The sequence below is a fragment of the Paenibacillus mesophilus genome (assembly GCF_005938385.1).
GTDB lineage: Bacteria > Bacillota > Bacilli > Paenibacillales > NBRC-103111 > Paenibacillus_AB > Paenibacillus_AB mesophilus.
Genome location: NZ_VCRA01000006.1, coordinates 440,400 through 458,025, shown reverse-complemented (window position 1 = coordinate 458,025; position 17,626 = coordinate 440,400). Strand labels below are relative to the sequence as shown.

The 17,626-nt window shown below is 56.1% G+C and carries 17 protein-coding genes and 1 riboswitch; of the genes, 14 read left to right on the top strand and 3 right to left on the bottom strand.

The features are described from left to right. The first annotated feature begins 576 nt into the window (after positions 1-576). Positions 577-678, top strand: a riboswitch (purine riboswitch). Positions 679-857: 179 nt separating this feature from the next. The 13 genes from purE (at position 858) to purD (ending at position 14,887) form a co-directional block, all read left to right on the top strand. Further along, a complete protein-coding gene (gene purE / locus FE783_RS14535; RefSeq protein WP_138880079.1) occupies positions 858-1,355 on the top strand; it encodes a 5-(carboxyamino)imidazole ribonucleotide mutase in 498 nt (165 codons plus the stop codon). Next, positions 1,352-2,515: a 5-(carboxyamino)imidazole ribonucleotide synthase gene (gene purK / locus FE783_RS14530; protein WP_138880078.1), complete on the top strand. Its 1,164-nt coding sequence runs from the start codon at positions 1,352-1,354 to the stop codon at positions 2,513-2,515. The genes purE and purK overlap by 4 nt, the downstream gene beginning before the upstream one ends. Before the next feature lie 59 nt (positions 2,516-2,574). Beyond that, entirely contained in the window at positions 2,575-3,870 is a 1,296-nt protein-coding gene (gene purB, locus FE783_RS14525; protein ID WP_138880077.1) for an adenylosuccinate lyase, read from the top strand. A gap of 225 nt (positions 3,871-4,095) precedes the next feature. Next, positions 4,096-4,986: a phosphoribosylaminoimidazolesuccinocarboxamide synthase gene (locus FE783_RS14520; protein WP_138880076.1), complete on the top strand. Its 891-nt coding sequence runs from the start codon at positions 4,096-4,098 to the stop codon at positions 4,984-4,986. A 43-nt stretch (positions 4,987-5,029) separates the two neighbouring features. Further along, positions 5,030-5,275 carry a phosphoribosylformylglycinamidine synthase subunit PurS gene (gene purS / locus FE783_RS14515; RefSeq protein WP_138880075.1) on the top strand — a complete coding sequence of 82 codons (246 nt, stop codon included), beginning with the start codon at positions 5,030-5,032 and terminating at the stop codon, positions 5,273-5,275. Positions 5,276-5,314: 39 nt separating this feature from the next. After that, complete coding sequence (purQ, locus tag FE783_RS14510) at positions 5,315-6,007, top strand: phosphoribosylformylglycinamidine synthase subunit PurQ (RefSeq protein ID WP_138880074.1); 693 nt, start codon at positions 5,315-5,317, stop codon at positions 6,005-6,007. Beyond that, a complete protein-coding gene (gene purL, locus FE783_RS14505; RefSeq protein WP_138880073.1) occupies positions 5,985-8,228 on the top strand; it encodes a phosphoribosylformylglycinamidine synthase subunit PurL in 2,244 nt (747 codons plus the stop codon). Before purQ ends, purL begins: the two co-directional genes overlap by 23 nt. Beyond that, a complete protein-coding gene (gene purF, locus FE783_RS14500; RefSeq protein ID WP_138880072.1) occupies positions 8,213-9,703 on the top strand; it encodes an amidophosphoribosyltransferase in 1,491 nt (496 codons plus the stop codon). The genes purL and purF overlap by 16 nt, the downstream gene beginning before the upstream one ends. Before the next feature lie 42 nt (positions 9,704-9,745). Continuing rightward, on the top strand, positions 9,746-10,786 hold the full coding sequence (gene purM / locus FE783_RS14495) for a phosphoribosylformylglycinamidine cyclo-ligase (protein WP_138880071.1): 1,041 nt from the start codon (positions 9,746-9,748) through the stop codon (positions 10,784-10,786). After that, entirely contained in the window at positions 10,786-11,403 is a 618-nt protein-coding gene (purN, locus tag FE783_RS14490) for a phosphoribosylglycinamide formyltransferase (protein WP_202916188.1), read from the top strand. Before purM ends, purN begins: the two co-directional genes overlap by 1 nt. A gap of 154 nt (positions 11,404-11,557) precedes the next feature. Continuing rightward, positions 11,558-12,733, top strand: a complete 1,176-nt coding sequence (locus tag FE783_RS14485) for a phosphoribosylaminoimidazolecarboxamide formyltransferase (RefSeq protein WP_138880069.1) — start codon at positions 11,558-11,560, stop codon at positions 12,731-12,733. Positions 12,734-12,862: 129 nt separating this feature from the next. Further along, positions 12,863-13,591 (top strand): IMP cyclohydrolase, encoded by a 729-nt coding sequence (locus FE783_RS14480; protein WP_202916187.1) that lies wholly within the window; start codon positions 12,863-12,865, stop codon positions 13,589-13,591. 36 nt (positions 13,592-13,627) lie between these two features. Further along, the gene (purD, locus tag FE783_RS14475; protein WP_138880068.1) at positions 13,628-14,887 is read left to right on the top strand and encodes a phosphoribosylamine--glycine ligase; all 1,260 of its coding nucleotides are present in this window, start codon (positions 13,628-13,630) and stop codon (positions 14,885-14,887) included. A 64-nt stretch (positions 14,888-14,951) separates the two neighbouring features. Here purD and FE783_RS14470 read toward each other — a convergent pair whose 3' ends face one another. Continuing rightward, positions 14,952-15,194, bottom strand: coding sequence for a hypothetical protein (locus tag FE783_RS14470; protein ID WP_138880067.1), 243 nt, complete (start codon positions 15,192-15,194; stop codon positions 14,952-14,954). An 89-nt stretch (positions 15,195-15,283) separates the two neighbouring features. On the opposite strand from FE783_RS14470, the gene FE783_RS14465 reads away from it, so the two are divergent. Beyond that, on the top strand, positions 15,284-15,955 hold the full coding sequence (locus tag FE783_RS14465) for a Bax inhibitor-1/YccA family protein (RefSeq protein ID WP_138880066.1): 672 nt from the start codon (positions 15,284-15,286) through the stop codon (positions 15,953-15,955). Between the two features lie 79 nt (positions 15,956-16,034). Here FE783_RS14465 and FE783_RS14460 read toward each other — a convergent pair whose 3' ends face one another. Next, a complete protein-coding gene (locus FE783_RS14460; RefSeq protein WP_138880065.1) occupies positions 16,035-16,565 on the bottom strand; it encodes a bactofilin family protein in 531 nt (176 codons plus the stop codon). Continuing rightward, complete coding sequence (locus tag FE783_RS14455) at positions 16,565-17,563, bottom strand: M23 family metallopeptidase (protein WP_138880064.1); 999 nt, start codon at positions 17,561-17,563, stop codon at positions 16,565-16,567. Before FE783_RS14455 ends, FE783_RS14460 begins: the two co-directional genes overlap by 1 nt. Between the last annotated feature and the right edge of the window lie 63 nt (positions 17,564-17,626).

Genomic DNA, 17,626 nt, shown 5'->3' with positions numbered 1-17,626 from the left:
CACATGAACATTTTTTAAGTGGATATTCCATCCGCTTTGTTTGCTGTACGCTTTTTCCTTGCTGGCACCAAAAAAACAAACGGCACAGGGCTTTTTCCCATGCCGTTTCCAATTCCATTTTTATTCCCGGTCTTGTCTTTGAGCTTAACTTAATGACATTGGCCATGTGGGTCGCTCTTTTTGCGATCCCTGCAAAGTACTTGGAATAAGCTTCAAAGCAAGGCTCCACTTGTGGGGTTGTTTTGCCATGTCCCGAATCGGAAACGTGTTATAAATCGGCTAACTTCGACAAATAACGGTAATCATGCGGGTTTTCCATAAGAAACAGGCCGGCCGGCGCAGATCGGAAGGAGCCGAAGGCCGAACGGAATGCTGAGTTTCGGACAATGACTGCAAGGCTCGCATGCAATCAGGCATTTCATGATTTTTTAGAACCAAGGAACTTTAACGGAATTACCGCCATTCCGTTAAAGTCCCCAAATACGAACTTTCATTTTCAAAAGACACAAAAATGTTCGTCTTTTTAAGTTGACATGGCGATGTCAACATTGATAAACTAAATATGTGGCAGTAAAATATATAGATGTAGATGTTTCTCGTATAAAACCGGGGATATGGCCCGGAAGTCTCTACCCAAAAACCTTAAATTTTTGGACTACGAGCGAACCTGGTAGTGGAATGGGACGCCCTCCACGGCGGTCTGGCATTCCCTTTTTCGGTTCCGCGACGCGGAAGCGCACTTTCCGAGCAGCTTACGTCCATCCGGCAGACGCTATCCGCGTCTGTCGCTGGGCTTTTTCTTTTTTTGCTTTCGAGCCGGCGGACCGGCAATATTATAAACGGAAAGAAGGTTGAACATGGCGGCGAAGGTAGGCGTCATTATGGGAAGCAACTCCGACTGGGAGACGATGAAGCACGCTTGCGACATACTCGATGAGCTGGAAGTGCCTTACGAGAAGAAGGTGGTATCCGCGCATAGAACGCCGGACCTGATGTTCGAGTATGCGGTATCGGCGCGCGAGCGCGGGCTGCAGGTGATCATTGCCGGAGCGGGCGGCGCGGCGCATTTGCCGGGCATGGTCGCCTCCAAGACGGAGCTGCCGGTGATCGGCGTACCCGTGAAATCGTCCAGCCTGAACGGCCTCGATTCTCTTCTTTCGATCGTGCAGATGCCGGGAGGCATACCGGTAGCGACAGTGGCGATCGGCAATGCGGGGGCGACTAACGCGGGCCTTCTGGCCGCGCAAATTCTCGGCATAACCGATCCGGAGCTGATGGACCGGTTCATCGCCCGGCGCGAGCGGCTCCGCCAGCATGTGCTGCAGATGAGCGAGACGCTGGGGGCTGACCAATGAGGAACGGGCAAAGCGGCAAGGTCATTTTGCCCGGTAGCACGATCGGCGTGCTGGGCGGCGGCCAGCTCGGCCGGATGCTGGCGCTTGCCGGGCGCGCGATGGGCTACCGTTTCGCGACGCTCGATCCGACGCCGGATTCGCCCTTGGGCCAAGTAGCGGACGAGCAGATCGTAGCCCCCTACCACGATGCGGAGGCGGCCAAGAAGCTGGCGGAGAGCTCGGACGTCATTACTTATGAATTCGAGAATGTGGATGCCGGCGTAGCGAATATGCTGATGAGCGAGTCTTACGTTCCGCAAGGAAGCGAGCTGCTGTATACGACCCAGCATCGTCTGCGGGAGAAGCGGGCGATCGAGGCGGCCGGCGTCAAAGTGGCGCCTTACCGGGAAATTGGCAGCGAGGCGGAGCTGCGGGAAGCGGTTCGCGAATTCGGCACCCCTTGCGTGCTGAAGACGGCTACCGGGGGCTACGACGGGAAAGGCCAATGGGTCATCCGCTCCGAAGACGAGGTCCAGGAAGCTTACGAGACGCTGAGCCGCGCGAAGACGGAGCTCGTGCTGGAGCAGTTTATCCGGTTCGATAAAGAGATTTCCGTTATTGCGGCGCGAAGCCCGCGGGGGGAAGTGAAAGTGTTCCCGGCAGCGGAAAACGTTCATGTCGATAATATTTTGCACTTGTCGATCGTGCCCGCCCGGGCGGACGGGGAAGTGTTGGCGCAAGCCGAGCGGATGGCGGTACGGATCGCGGAGACGCTGCAGGTGATCGGGTTGATTGCCGTCGAAATGTTTCTGACACGCGACGGGGAATTGTTCGTCAACGAATTGGCGCCGCGGCCGCACAATTCCGGGCATTATACGATGGAAGCGTGCCGGACGTCGCAGTTCGAGCAGCATGTGCGGGCGATCTGCAACTTGCCGCTTGGTCCGGGCGAATTGCTTACTCCCGTAGTCATGGCGAACATTTTAGGCGAGCATGTGGCTCCGCTTCTCGAATGGATGGCGGACGAGTCCGGGCTGCCGGAAGGCGTAGCCGCCAAGGTGCATTTGTACGGCAAGCACGAAGCGAAGACGAAGCGCAAGATGGGGCATGTCAATCTGCTGACGGACGACGTGGATAAAGCGATCGGCTGGGTGGAGCAATCCCCGATTTGGAGAAGCTAACTTAACGGAATAAACGATTGACCATATAAAGAGATTTCATATCGGAGGGATCAGCCGCAATGCTGCAACGTTACAGCCGGCCGGAAATGGCCGCCATTTGGACCGAAGAAAACAAATTCAAAGCTTGGCTCGAAGTCGAAATTCTTTCCTGTGAAGCATGGTCCGAGCTCGGAGTTATCCCGAAGGAAGACGTTCAGGCTCTCCGCGAGAAGGCCGGCTTCGATATCGCACGGATTTATGAAATCGAAGAGGAAACCCGTCACGACGTTATCGCCTTCACCCGGGCGGTATCCGAGACGCTCGGAGCGGAGCGCAAATGGGTGCATTACGGGCTGACTTCTACCGACGTCGTCGATACGGCGCTCGGCTATTTGCTTCGTCAAGCGAACGAGATCATCGAGAAAGACCTGATCAAATTCATCGATATTTTGCGGGACAAGGCGATTCAATACAAAAACACCCCGATGATGGGCCGCACTCACGGCGTTCACGCGGAGCCCACGACGTTCGGCCTGAAGATGGCATTGTGGCTCGAAGAAATGAAACGCAACCTGGAGCGGTTCCGGGCGGCGGCTGACGGCGTCCAGTTCGGCAAAATTTCCGGCGCCGTCGGCACCTATGCGAATGCGGACCCGTTCATCGAAGAGTACGTATGCGGCAAGCTCGGCACGAAGTCGGCGCCGATCTCGACCCAGACGCTTCAGCGCGACCGCCATGCGCACTACATCGCGACAATCGGATTGATCGCGACGTCGCTGGACAAATTCGCCACCGAAATCCGCGCCCTGCAGAAGAGCGAGTTCCGCGAAGTGGAGGAGCCGTTCGCGAAAGGGCAGAAAGGCTCGTCGGCGATGCCGCACAAGCGCAATCCGATCGGCTGCGAAAGCATTTCCGGCTTGTCCCGCGTCATTCGCGGGCATATGATTTCTGCCTACGAGAACGTTCCGCTCTGGCACGAGCGCGACATTTCCCACTCGTCCGTGGAACGGATCATTTTGCCGGACTCGACGATCTTGATTGACTATATGCTGAACCGTCTCGGCAACATTATCAAAAATTTGACCGTGTTCCCGGACAACATGCTGCGCAACATGAAGCGCACGTTCGACGTACCGTTCTCCGGACGCGTCATGACGAAGCTGATCGACAAAGGCTTCAGCAGAGAGCAAGCATACGACACGGTACAGCCGAAGGCGATGCAGGCTTGGGAAGAGCAGCGTTCGTTCCGCGACATCGTCGAGAGCGACTCCGTCATCCGCGAGCAGCTGTCGGCCGAGGAGATCGCGGATTGCTTCGATCCGAGCTGGCATTTGAAGCATGTGGATACGATCTTCGAGCGTCTTGGCCTGAACTAATGGAAGTGATTGTGCAATAGCGGAACTGGAGTACGTTATTCGCTTGAAAATAGCTGCGGCTGAAGCTATAACGGAACTACGATTCGTTATAGCGCCGCTGTAGTCCTTTTACGGCCTATAGATGGTTGTTTAACGGAAGCCAGTTCCTTTATTTGTGGGAAATAACCGGAAACATCGACTATAGCGGATTCAAGTTCCGCTAAACGCGTAAAGGAGGCTTTCGCCTTGAGCCAAGAGACGGCGATTTCGACCGCTGCGGATTATGTGAACGCACCGCTGCTTTATAAAGGAAAAGTACGGGAAATCTACGATTTGGGAGAGCATTTCCTCATTGTCGTGACCGACCGGATATCCGCTTTCGATTACGTGCTCAGTCCAGCCGTGCCGGACAAGGGCAACGTGCTGAACCAGGTAAGCAAATTCTGGTTCGCGCAGACGGCGGATTTTATGGAGAGCCATCTGATCCATGCCGATCTGGAGAAGCTTCCGGCAGGTCTGATCCGCGACGCGGACATCATGAAGCACCGCTTCATGGTAACGAAGAAGGCGCAGCGCATCGACATCGAATGCGTCGTCCGCGGCTATATTACGGGCGGCGGCTGGAGACAATACCAGAAAACGGGCGAAATTAACGGCATTAAGCTCCCTGAAGGGATGCGCAAAAACGAGAAGTTCCCGCAGCCGATTTTTACCCCCGCGGCCAAGAACGATGTCGGCCATGACGAAGACATTTCGTTCGAGCGGATGGAAGAGCTGGTCGGCAAGGAAATCGCGGCGGAGCTTCGCGAGAAGAGCCTGAAGCTGTACGAATATGCCCACGCCTACTGTCAGGAGCGCGGCATCGTGCTGGCCGACACGAAGTTCGAATTCGGCCTCGTCGACGGCAAAGTGATTCTGATCGACGAAATTTTCACGCCGGACTCGTCGCGTTTCTGGGCGAAAGAAAACTACGAGCTCGACATCGAGATCGACAGCATGGACAAAGAGCCGGTGCGCACGTATTTATCCAACTCCGACTGGGACAAAAACAGCGAGCCCAACCCGCTTCCGGCTTCGGTCGTGGAAGAGACGTCGCGCCGTTACCGAGATATTTTAAACCGCTTGACCGGGGTGTAAGCACGAGTTATTATCGATCGATATATTGAGGAGGAACTTTCCCATGATTAAAGCAACCGTCTACGTGACGATCAAGCAAAACGTACTCGACCCGCAAGGCAGCGCCGTTCAAGGCGCCCTGCACTCGATGGGCTTCGCGGAAGTCGGCAAAGTGCGCATCGGCAAATATATGGAACTGGAACTGGACACGAACGATCGATCGGAAGCGGAAACCCGCGTCAAAGCGATGTGCGAGAAGCTGCTTGCCAACACCGTTATCGAAGACTATCGTTTCGAGCTTTCGTTATAATCGCAAGTAGCAAGCACAGTATAAGGAGGGTACCGACCCATGAATTTTGCGGTTCTCGTTTTTCCCGGTTCGAACTGCGACATCGACTGCTTCAAGGCGGTCGAGCAAACAATCGGGCAACCGGTCGAATACGTTTGGCATACGACTACCGATCTGTCCAAATATGACGCCATCCTCGTTCCCGGGGGGTTCTCGTACGGAGATTACTTGCGCTGCGGCGCGATTTCCCGCTTCGCTCCGGTTATGGCCGAGGTCGTCAAAGCGGCTGAGCAAGGAAAGTTCGTGCTCGGCATTTGCAACGGTTTTCAAATTTTGCTGGAGTCGGGTCTCCTTCCGGGCGCCATGCTGCGCAACAAGACGCTCAAATTCCGCTGCCATTCGGCGACGTTGCGCGTGGACAACAACAAGAACCCGTTCACGACGCAATATTCGGCTGGGGAGCTGATCGACATTCCGATCGCGCACGGCGAAGGCAATTACTACTGCGACGATGCGACGCTCGCAGAGCTGAAAGCGAACAACCAGATCGTATTCCGTTACCACGGCGAAAATCCGAACGGCTCGGTGGACGATATCGCCGGCATCAGCAACAAGCAAGGCAACGTAGTAGGCATGATGCCTCACCCGGAGCGGGCTGTCGATCAACTGCTCGGCTCGGAGGACGGCAAACGGATGTTTACGTCGATTTTGAACGCATGGAGGGAAAAACATGGCGCAGCAGTTGTCCGTTAAGGAACCTACGGCGGAACAAATCGCGGAGCAGAAAATTTACAAGCAAATGGGCGTAACCGACAGCGAGTACGATCTCATTTGCGGTTTCCTCGGACGGAAGCCGAACTACGTGGAAATCGGCGTATTCAGCGTCATGTGGTCCGAGCACTGCTCGTACAAAAACTCCAAGCCGATTCTGAAACGGTTCCCGATCACCGGACCCCGCGTCCTGATGGGACCGGGCGAAGGTGCGGGCATCGTCGATATCGGCGACAATCAAGCCGTCGTATTCAAAATCGAAAGCCACAACCACCCTTCGGCGATCGAGCCTTACCAAGGCGCGGCAACCGGCGTAGGCGGCATTATCCGCGATATTTTCTCGATGGGCGCGCGTCCGGTGGCGCTGCTCAACTCGCTTCGCTTCGGGTCGCTTGAGAACGACCGTGTGAAATACTTGTTCGAGCATGTCGTATCGGGCATCGCCGGATACGGCAACTGTATCGGCATTCCGACCGTAGCCGGTGAGATCATGTTCGACGAAAGCTACGAAGGCAATCCTCTGGTTAATGCGATGTGCGTAGGTCTCATCGATCACGATAAAATTCAAAAGGGCGTTGCGCAAGGCGTAGGCAACCCGGTGTTTTACGTCGGTCCCGCTACCGGCCGCGACGGCATCCATGGAGCGACTTTCGCCTCCGAGGAGCTGACGGCGGAATCGGAAGCGAAGCGTCCGGCGGTTCAAGTAGGAGATCCGTTCATGGAGAAGCTCGTGCTGGAAGCGACGCTCGAGCTGATCAATTCCGGTATCGTCGTAGGTATTCAAGATATGGGCGCGGCTGGCTTGACCTGCTCCAGCTCGGAGATGGCGAGCAAGGCCGGCAACGGCATGGAGCTGTACCTGGACGAAGTGCCGCAGCGTGAAGAAGGCATGACGCCTTACGAAATGATGCTGTCGGAATCGCAGGAACGGATGCTGTTCGTCGTGAAGCCGGAGCATGAGGCGCAAGCGAAAGAAATTTTCGAGCGTTGGGGACTGATCTGCGCCAAGGTCGGAAAAGTGACCGACGACGGCAGCTTGAAGCTGTTCCACAAAGGCCAGCTGGTCGGCGATTTGCCGGTTAAAGCGCTCGTCGACGAGTGCCCGGTATACAACAAACCGTCCAAAGTACCGGCATACTACGAGAAGCAAGCGTCGATCGATACGACCCGCTATGCGGAAGTCGCCGATTTGACCGATGCGCTCAAGAAAGTGCTGGCGTCCCCGACGGTCGCAAGCAAGGAATGGGTGTACAACCAATACGATTACATGGTACGGACGAGCACGTATGTACGTCCGGGCTCCGACGCCGCGGTCGTAGGCGTAACCGGAACCCGCAAGGCGCTTGCTATGACAACGGACTGCAACGGCCGCTACGTGTACCTCGATCCGGAAGTCGGTGGAGCGATCGCCGTAGCCGAAGCCGCGCGCAATATCGTATGCTCGGGTGCGGAGCCGCTCGCCATTACGGACAACCTGAACTTCGGCAGCCCGGAGAAGCCGGAAATTTTCTGGCAGCTCGAGAAAGCGGCCGACGGCATTTCCGAAGCTTGCCGGAAGCTGAACGCCCCGGTCATCGGCGGCAACGTGAGCTTGTACAACGAGAACGCGAAGGGCGCGATTTATCCTACGCCGGTTATCGGCATGGTCGGTCTTGTTCACGATCTCGATCATATAACGACGCAAGGCTTCAAGAAGGAAGGCGACGTCATCCTGCTGCTCGGCGAGACGAAAGCGGAGCTCGGCGGAAGCGAGTTCCAGAAAGTGGTGCACGGCGTTACGGAAGGCCGCCCGCCGCAAATCGATCTCGACACCGAGAAGAAGCTGCTTGATACGGTTCTCGGCGCGATCCAGAAAGGTCTCGTCGCTTCCGCGCACGACTTGTCCGAAGGCGGACTCGCGGCTGCGCTGGCGGAATCGTGCATCAGCGGCCGAATCGGCGCGAAAGTAAACGTGAAGACGGAATTGCGCTCCGACATCGAGCTGTTCAGCGAAAGCCAATCCCGCATCGTGCTCAGCGCTTCTCCCGAGAAAGCGGCGGAGCTCGAAGCATGGATCGCCGGCAATGGCGTTCCGGTCCGGAATATCGGCAATGTGCAAGGCCAAGATTTGCAAATCGAAATCAACGCGAAACAAGCCATCCAGTCGCCTGTCGCTCAGCTAGAAAAGGTTTGGAAGGATGCGATCCCATGCTTGATGCAATAAAGTATCCCGCAGCACCGCTATGGACCGGGGACTTTTACAATGAAGGCATCAATCGCGAAAACTTGTTCGATAAATTGAAGGAAGAATGCGGCGTCTTCGGGGTGTACGGACATCCCGAAGCTTCCCATTTGTGCTATTACGGCTTGCACGCTCTCCAGCACAGAGGCCAGGAAAGCGGAGGCATCTGTACGACCGACGGGAGCGGGTTCCATTACCATCGCGGCATGGGACTCGTCAAGGAAGTGTTCGACAACGACTTGCTCGCCTCGCTCGAGGGGCCTGTAGCCATTTCGCATGTCCGCTACTCCACCGCGGGCGAGAGCAAGCTGGCGAACGCCCAGCCGCTCGTGTTCAAATACCGGGAGGGCGACCTCGCCGTAGCGACGAACGGTAATATCGTCAACGCGCCGGAAATCCGTAAAAGATTAGAGCGTCAAGGCTCGATTTTCCAAACGTCGAGCGATACGGAAGTCGTCGCGCATCTGATCGCCCGTTCGCAGCACGACGATATCGTGGAAGCGGTACGGGATGCACTTGCCGAGCTGAACGGAGCGTATGCATTCCTGTTCATGACGAACGGCAAGCTGATCGCGGCGAGAGACCCGCACGGCTTGCGGCCTTTCGTACTCGGAAAGCTGGGCGGCGCTTGGATATTCGCCTCGGAGACATGCGCCTTCGACGCGGTAGGCGCGGAATACGTTCGCGATGTCGAGCCGGGCGAGCTGCTTATTCTGGATGCCGCAGGGATGAAGGAAGAACGGTTCTCCCCTTCGCTGAAACGTGCCGTATGTGCGATGGAATACATTTACTTCTCCCGCCCGGACAGCGATATCGACGCGGTCAACGTGCACAGCGCGCGCAAACGGATGGGACGGCAGCTGGCGATGGAATCGTTCGTGGATGCCGACATCGTAACGGGCGTACCGGATTCAAGCATTTCCGCGGCCATCGGGTATGCCGAGCAGACAGGCATTCCGTATGAGCTCGGATTGATCAAGAACCGTTATACCGGCCGGACTTTCATCCAGCCGAGCCAGGAGCTGCGCGAGCAGGGCGTCAAGATGAAGCTGAGCGCCGTCCGCAAAGTCGTGGAAGGCAAGCGTGTCGTCATGATCGACGATTCGATCGTACGGGGCACGACCTCGCTTCGGATCGTCAATCTGCTGAGGGAAGCGGGAGCGAAGGAAGTGCACGTGCGCATCAGCTCGCCGCCGTTCAAAAATCCGTGCTTCTACGGCATCGATACGCCGGACCGGAAAGAATTGATCGCCTCGCAGAAATCGATCGAGGAAATCCGCAAGGCGATCAATGCGGACTCGCTTCATTTCCTGTCGAAGGAAGGCTTGATCGAATCGATCGGAAGGCTGTCCGACGAAGAGCATGGCGGGCATTGCACCGCTTGCTTCGACAACGTCTATCCGACGCAGGTGCCGAACGAAGAGAACGCCGCTGCGGCATGCGGCGGCTGCGACTGAACCATAAATACTTTTACCACCTATCTCAAGGAGTGAACGAGTTTGTCGGAAGCGTATAAGCAAGCGGGAGTGGACATCGCGGCGGGCAACGAAGCCGTCGTCCGGATGAAGAAGCACGTGCAGAAGACGTTCCGCCCGGAAGTGCTCACGGAGCTCGGCGGATTCGGGGCGTTGTTCGGCCTGAACAAGGACAAATACGAGGAGCCGGTGCTCGTGTCCGGAACGGACGGCGTCGGCACGAAGCTGAAGATCGCCTTCGCGATGGACAAGCACGATACGATCGGCATCGACGCGGTGGCGATGTGCGTCAACGATATCGTCGTGCAAGGAGCGGAGCCGCTCTTTTTCCTCGACTATCTGGCTTGCGACAAAGTCGTACCGGAAAAAATCGAAGCGATCGTCAAAGGGATCGCCGACGGCTGTCTGCAGTCCGGCTGCTCGCTGATCGGCGGAGAGACGGCGGAGATGCCCGGCATGTACGGCGAAGGCGAGTATGACATCGCCGGATTCACGGTAGGCATCGTCGACAAGAAGAAAATTATCGACGGCCGGACGATCGCTCCGGGCGATGCGGTTATCGGCCTTGCATCAAGCGGAGTGCACTCGAACGGGTTCTCGCTCGTTCGCAAGCTGCTGCTTCAGGACAAAGGCTACAAGCTGCAGGATGAAGTGGCGGAGCTGGGCGGCAAGCTCGGCGATACGCTGCTCGCGCCGACCAAAATCTATGTGAAGCCGATACTGGCTATGCTCGAACAAGTGAATATTAAAGGAATGGCGCATATTACGGGCGGCGGTTTCCTGGAGAATATCCCGCGCGTACTGCCTGCGGGTGTCAACGTCCGGATCGACTACGGCTCTTGGCCGATATTGCCGATCTTCAAGCTGCTGCAGGAAGCCGGTTCCGTCACGAACAACGATATGTTCCGCACGTTCAACATGGGCATCGGCATGGTGCTCGTCGTTCCGGCGGAGCAAGCCGAAGAAGCGCTCCGATTGGCCGAGTCGCATGGTGAGAAGGCGTACCGGATCGGAACCGTTACCGAAGGCGAGCAGATCGTGACGTTTAACGGAGCGGATGTGTGATGGCGCCATTTCGCATTGCGGTGTTCGCCTCGGGAAGCGGTTCTAACTTCCAGGCGATCGTAGACGCGGTGCAAGCCGGGAAGCTCGATGTAGAAGTCGGGCTTCTTGTCTGCGATAAGCCGGGCGCGAAAGTGACGGAACGTGCGGCTGCGGCCGGCGTCGAGACGTTTGCCTTCCGTCCGAAGGATTATGCCTCCAAGGAGGCGTATGAGTCCGAAATCGTGAAGCGGCTGCAGGAGAAGGGGATCGACCTGATCGTGCTGGCCGGCTACATGCGGATCGTATCCGATACGATGCTGGGGCCGTTCGAAGGACGAATCATCAATATTCACCCTTCGCTGCTCCCGGCATTTCCAGGCTTGGACGCCATCGGTCAAGCTGTGGCGTACGGAGTGAAGGTTACCGGCGTAACGGTCCACTTTGTCGACGGAGGCATGGACACGGGGCCGATCATCGCCCAGCGCACGGTTGAGCTGTCGGAAGGCGATACAGCGGATACGGTGGCCGCGAAGATTCATCCGGTGGAGCACCAGCTATATCCGTATGTGATCCAGGGAATTCGGGACGGTAAAGTTACGCTCAGCGGCGATGGCCGACGGGTGAACTGGAAACAGTAATTTGTATGAATAAGAGGCCTTAGCGGCTCTTATTTCTCGGGTTAGCCGGGGTGGTTTACAAATAAGAGTCTTTTGGGACTCTTATCGGAACGGATTTCTGCGGTTCCAAAAGACTCTTATTTGCTTTTCGAAAAAAATCGAAGGATGGTCCACGATGCCAAACGAAATTCATTTGCGTTACGGAATGAACCCGCACCAAAAAGAAGCGAAGCTGTACCAGGATGGCGCAGGCGAGCTGCCGATCCGCGTGCTGAACGGCGACCCCGGCTTCATCAACCTGCTGGACGCGCTGAACGCGTTCCAGCTCGTACGCGAGCTGCGCCAAGCGACCGGCTTGCCTGCGGCGGCCTCGTTCAAGCATGTCAGCCCGGCAGGAGCCGCTGTGTATGCTCCACTGAGCGACACGCTGAAGAAAGCTTATTTCGTGGAAGGCTTGGAGCTGTCCGAGCTGGCTACCGCCTATGCCCGCGCACGCGGAGCGGACCGGATGTCCTCCTTTGGCGACGCCGCGGCGCTCAGCGACATCGTGGACGAATCGACGGCCAAGCTGCTGAAGCGCGAGGTGTCCGACCTGATCGTTGCCCCGGGTTACAGCGAGGAAGCGCTCGACATCCTGAAAGCGAAGAAGGGCGGCAAGTTCCTCATCCTGGAGATCGATCCGAATTACGTGCCGGCACCGATCGAAACCCGGACCTTGTTTGGCCTGAAGATGCAGCAGGAGCGCAATAACGGCGTTATCGACGCCTCGGTGTTCGATCATATCGTAACGAACAACAAAGAATTGACCGAAGAAGCGAAGCGCGACATGCTCGTCTCGCTCATTACGCTGAAATATACGCAATCGAACTCGATCTGCTACGCGCTGGACGGTCAAACGATCGGCATCGGCGCCGGACAGCAGTCCCGCATTCATTGCACCCGTCTTGCCGGGGACAAGGCCGACCGTTGGTATTTGCGCCAGCATCCGACCGCGCTGAACATGAAGTTCCGCCAAGGACTGTCCCGTCCGGAGCAAAACAACGCGATCGACCTGTGGCTTGAGGATGAGCTTACGAAAGTGGAACAGGCGAGCTGGGAAGCCTGCTTCGAGGAAGTGCCGCAGCGCCTTACGCCGGACGAAAAGCGGGAATGGCTGAAAGGACTCACTAACGTATCCTACGGCTCCGACGCCTTCCTTCCGTTCCGCGACAATATCGACAGAGCGAGCCGCAGCGGCGTGCGCTACGTGATCCAGGCGGGCAGCTCGATGCGCGACGAGGAAGTCGTACAGGCGGCGAACGATTACGGCATGGTTATGGCTTACTCGGGCGTACGGTTGTTCCACCATTAAGGAGCTTAAACGGAATAACGTACCTGTTCTCTGGCGACCGGGACTTGCCTTCTACAAAGCCCCGGTCGTCAGTCAGGGCGGTAATTCCGTTAAAGTTCCTAATCCGTATTTATAAAGGAGAACGTTATCGTGACACAACTTTGGAGCCAAACGGCGGAAATCAACGCCGGCCGCCTGCAGTCGAACCCGTATCCCGGACGGGGAATCGTCATCGGCCTGACGCCGGACGGCACGCGCTACATGCAAGTATATTGGATTATGGGACGCAGCGAGAACAGCCGCAACCGCGTATTTATCGCCGAAGAGAACGGATTTTTGCGCACCGAGGCGAAAGACCCGGCCAAGCTGACCGATCCTTCCCTGATCATTTACTACCCGGTCAAACATACGGGATCGGCCCATATCGTGACGAACGGCGATCAAACGGATACGATTTACGACGCATTGGCGAACGGCGGAACGTTCGAGCAGGCGCTCGCGACCCGTACATGGGAGCCGGATGCTCCCAACTATACGCCGCGCATTTCCGGACTTGTCGATTTGTCCGACGCCGGGTGCGCGTACAAGCTGTCCATCCTGAAGACGAATCAGAACGACGCCTCGCAGACGATGCGCCACTATTTCCACTACGAGCAAGGCATCGCGGGCTTCGGGCATTGCATCACCACGTATGCCGGAGACGGCAATCCGCTGCCTTCGTTCCAAGGAGAGCCGGTGCTCATGCCGCTGTTCGACGACGCGGCGCAAACCGCTTCTTTTTACTGGGAGCGACTTAACCAGGACAACAAACTTTCGCTGTTAGTGAAAACGATCGATAAAGCTTCCGGCAAAACGGAAATGCAAATTATAAACAAGTAATCAGAAGCAGGATTACAGGTTCGGGAGGGTATCGGCTTGCGTATTTTGGTCATTGGCAAAGGTGGAAGAGAACACGCGATCATTTGGGCGCTCCGCAAAAGCGCCCGCATCTCGCAAATCTATTGCGCACCTGGAAATGCGGGCATCGCCGAACTTGCGGAATGCGTGCCGATCAAAGAAAGCGAGTTCGCGCAAATCGCCCAGTTCGCTCTCGATTATGCGATCGATCTCGTTGTCGTAGGTCCGGACGACCCGCTCGCCGAGGGAATTGTCGACGTGCTTGAGGAGCGCAACATTCCGGTGTTCGGCCCGCGCAAAAATGCGGCGATTATCGAAGGCTCCAAAGTGTTCACGAAGGAGCTGCTGAAAAAGTACAGCATTCCGACCGCCGCCTACGAATCGTTCGAGGATTACGAGGCAGCGCTCGCATACGTTCGCAAGCAGGGCGCCCCGATCGTCATCAAAGCGGATGGACTCGCCGCCGGCAAAGGCGTAATCGTAGCCGGGACGCTTGAAGAAGCGGAGAAGGCGCTCCAAGAAATTATGGTTGACAAAGTATTCGGCAAATCCGGAAGCCAAGTCGTCATCGAAGAGTTTCTGCAGGGGCAGGAAATGTCCATCTTGTCGTTCGTGGACGGAAATGTCGTTCGGCCGATGGTGCCGTCCCAGGACCATAAGCAAGTATTCGACGGAGACAAAGGCCCGAACACGGGAGGAATGGGAACATACTGCCCGCTGCCGCATATTCCGCAATCGGTTATCGACGAAGCGATCGAGACGATCATCAAGCCGACGGCCGAAGCCATGGTGAAGGAAGGAAGGACGTTCCGGGGCGTATTGTTCGCGGGATTGATGATTACGGCGGACGGGCCGAAGACGATCGAATTCAATGCACGGTTCGGCGATCCGGAGACGCAGGTCGTATTGTCGCTTCTGGAAACCGATCTGATCGACATTTTCTTGGCGACGATCAACGGACGTCTGCAGGATATGGATATTCGTTGGAGCGACGAGTCGGCCGTATGCGTCATTCTCGCCTCGGGCGGATACCCGGGCGGTTACCCGAAAGGGATTCCGATCCACGGTTTGGACGAAGTGCAGCATTCGGTCGTATTCCACGCCGGAACGGTGGAGAAAGACGGTCAAATCGTTACCGACGGCGGGCGTGTGCTCGGAGTTACCGCGAAGGGCGCCAACATCGAAGAAGCTCGCGCGAAGGCCTATGCCGATGTGGAGCGAATCCGTTTCGAGGGCATGCAATATCGCCGCGATATCGCGCTTAAAGCACTTCGTTAAAGCAAAATTCATAGTATGCAGCTAACGTCTGCCCGCCGGGCAGGCGTTTTCTTCACGGCTGCAACTATTCGAATTCGTTTTTGGCAAACTTGTCCTTATGCTTGTATACAAACCAGACTGCGGCAATGAGTCCTGCAACCAGCAGCAGCGACAGCCAGTGCGCACTCAGTACGGATATTAACCACTTCAACCGGTTCACCTCGCGGTCGCCGCACGATAGGCGGCTGAAAGTAATGTGCTTACTAACAGCTTTCCCTTTTTCCGTCCGGTCATGCTTAGCCGTTGCCTGCAGCTGACGAATACTCACCGTCCATTTCAAGAAATTCAGTATGAAAACAATTCCATATGATATAATAATACCAAATATAGGTACAACCATTCAGGAGGGAATAATCTATGAATTGGGAGCAACAGCAATCGTACTCCGGAGAGCATCAGTCGACGTACAATGCGCCGTTCCACAAACTGCTGCGGATGTTTACGCTGTCGATTCTCGTATCGTTCATCGGCTCGTTCGTAGGCATGTTTATCCCGCCGGCGCTGTTCCTGCCGCTGATCATCGTCGAGCTGGTCATGCTGGTAGCCGCCTTCTTCATCCGCCGCAAAGGAAAAGGCATAGGGTACGGATTCGTTTACACGTTTTGTCTCATTAGCGGCATTACGATATTTCCGAGTATTTCTTATTACACGGCCATCGGCGGACCTTCGCTCGTAACTACCGCTTTTCTGCTGACAGGCATCATTTTCGGGGGGTTAACCGCGTACGCCTATTACTCCAAAAGAGATTTCAGCTTCTTGGGCGGCTTCTTGACGGTAGGCATTCTCGTCTTGATCGGCTTCAGCCTGATCGGACTGTTTACGGGAGGGTTCGGAGGCACACTCGGGCTTATGATTGCGGCATTCGGCGTTATCATTTTCTCCGGCTTCATCCTGTACGACATTTCCCAATACAAGCACGGCTTGCCCGATGAAGAAATCCCGCTCGCCGTTCTGAGCTTGTACTTGAACTTCATCAATCTGTTCTTGTACTTGCTGCGGCTGCTCGGCATCTTGTCGAGCGACGATTAAGAGAAGACTGCGCTTAAGCAACAACAACCCCTTGCAAGGCACCTCGAGTGCCGGGCAGGGGGTTGTTTGGTTTTGCTCCTCATAGAGGAGAAGTGGAGCTGCTGTATCCGAAAGCGGGAGCCGGCGCCGGAGCCGGGGAAGCGGACGATCCTTGCTGCGATGCACCGGAAGCCGGGGCGGACGAGGCATATGGCTGGCTGTACACTTGCTGTTGCTGCTGTTGCTGCTGCGGAGCTTCGGCAGACGGCACAGTCGCCGCCGCCGTATCGACACGGCTGTTGCCTTGAAACAATCCGCCTTCCTCGATAACGAGCGATTGGGTCGTCGTATTGCCGTACAGCTTGCCGGTCGACAAGATGCGTACGCTGCCCTTTGTCGTGATATTGCCGTGCACCGCTCCGGCGATCACAACGTTGCGCGCGGTAATATTCGATTTGACCTCGCCGTTCTCCCCGACGGTAACGTCTCCGGCGCTCTCCACATTGCCGGTAATATGGCCTTCGATGCGGATGCCGGCTTCCGATTTGATCCGGCCTTCGAAGAACGTGCCTTCTCCGATCAGCGTATCCGTCGTGTTCGGATTCATCGTTTTCGATTTCTTTTTGAACATCACGGTTCTTCCTTTCTCGATGCTTTCAAGTAAGGGCGCGGGTCGATCACGACGCCGTTTTTGATGACGCCGTAATGCAGATGGGGGCCGGTGCTGCGTCCGGTAGAGCCCATTTTGGCGATTTGCTGGCCTTTCTTCACCTTGTCGCCTTTTTTGACGAGAAATTCGTTCAGATGCATGTACTGGGTGCGAAGTCCATTCCCGTGGTCGACTACGAGATGATTGCCTTCGGACTTGTCCCAACCGGCGGTGATGACCGTTCCGTCAGCCGTCACGAAGACGGGATCGTTATTGCGGCCCGCGATGTCCATGCCGTTATGGAAGCTCGGGCTATAATTGAACGGGTCGATGCGGACGCCGAATCCTGAAGATACCGCGCGGGAGTCGACCGGCCAAATGTTCGGCGTAATCGCCAGCATGTGCTGCATCTCCTCGACCTGCTTCTTCGTTTCGGTCAAAGTTCCGAACAGCCCGTCTATTTCTTTGCCCAGCATATCGAATTGCTGTTCCGTATCATCGATCAATCCACGGATGGCATTGTCCGTTACCGGATTGTAGTCGCCGCCCATGTTCGCGGAAGCGCTGCCGGCCGGGGAAGCCGATAATATCGAGACTGGCTTGTCGCCGCCGGAAATGCCGGTTAACGTCTTCATTTCGATTTCGAGCTTTTTCAGCTCTTCGATTTTATTTTTGACTTGATCGGCTTGTTGGGATAACCGCACCAAATCGTTTTGCAACTGCTCGATCGTCGTGTTTTTCTCGCTGACGGTTTGCTCGAACTGCTCCGTGACACCGACCAGCTTATGCGTAAGCAGCAAGTTCGTACCCGAGCTGCGGGACTGGATAATGTAAAAAGTAACGGCCAGCGCCGCCAACAGGGCAATGAAGAGCGTCATAAGCGACAGCATCCATCCCGTAAGTCTGAATCGGACAACGTGGCTGTTGGCATCGGGAATGACCATGAATGTAAATCGCTTCTTCAACCATTTGAACCTCATAGTCACGCTCCATGCTGGGAAATTTTAACCTAACGATGTACATAAATTCGGCATTTTGGTGGA

Bases quoted from the DNA above. Each gene is read 5' to 3' on its own strand.
- purE (WP_138880079.1), top strand. From the start codon at position 858: ATGGCGGCGAAGGTAGGCGTCATTATGGGAAGCAACTCCGACTGGGAG.
- purK (WP_138880078.1), top strand. From the start codon at position 1,352: ATGAGGAACGGGCAAAGCGGCAAGGTCATTTTGCCCGGTAGCACGATC.
- purB (WP_138880077.1), top strand. From the start codon at position 2,575: ATGCTGCAACGTTACAGCCGGCCGGAAATGGCCGCCATTTGGACCGAA.
- purS (WP_138880075.1), top strand. From the start codon at position 5,030: ATGATTAAAGCAACCGTCTACGTGACGATCAAGCAAAACGTACTCGAC.
- purQ (WP_138880074.1), top strand. From the start codon at position 5,315: ATGAATTTTGCGGTTCTCGTTTTTCCCGGTTCGAACTGCGACATCGAC.
- purL (WP_138880073.1), top strand. From the start codon at position 5,985: ATGGCGCAGCAGTTGTCCGTTAAGGAACCTACGGCGGAACAAATCGCG.
- purF (WP_138880072.1), top strand. From the start codon at position 8,213: ATGCTTGATGCAATAAAGTATCCCGCAGCACCGCTATGGACCGGGGAC.
- purN (WP_202916188.1), top strand. From the start codon at position 10,786: ATGGCGCCATTTCGCATTGCGGTGTTCGCCTCGGGAAGCGGTTCTAAC.
- FE783_RS14485 (WP_138880069.1), top strand. From the start codon at position 11,558: ATGCCAAACGAAATTCATTTGCGTTACGGAATGAACCCGCACCAAAAA.
- FE783_RS14465 (WP_138880066.1), top strand. From the start codon at position 15,284: ATGAATTGGGAGCAACAGCAATCGTACTCCGGAGAGCATCAGTCGACG.
- FE783_RS14460 (WP_138880065.1), bottom strand. From the start codon at position 16,565: ATGTTCAAAAAGAAATCGAAAACGATGAATCCGAACACGACGGATACG.
- FE783_RS14455 (WP_138880064.1), bottom strand. From the start codon at position 17,563: ATGAGGTTCAAATGGTTGAAGAAGCGATTTACATTCATGGTCATTCCC.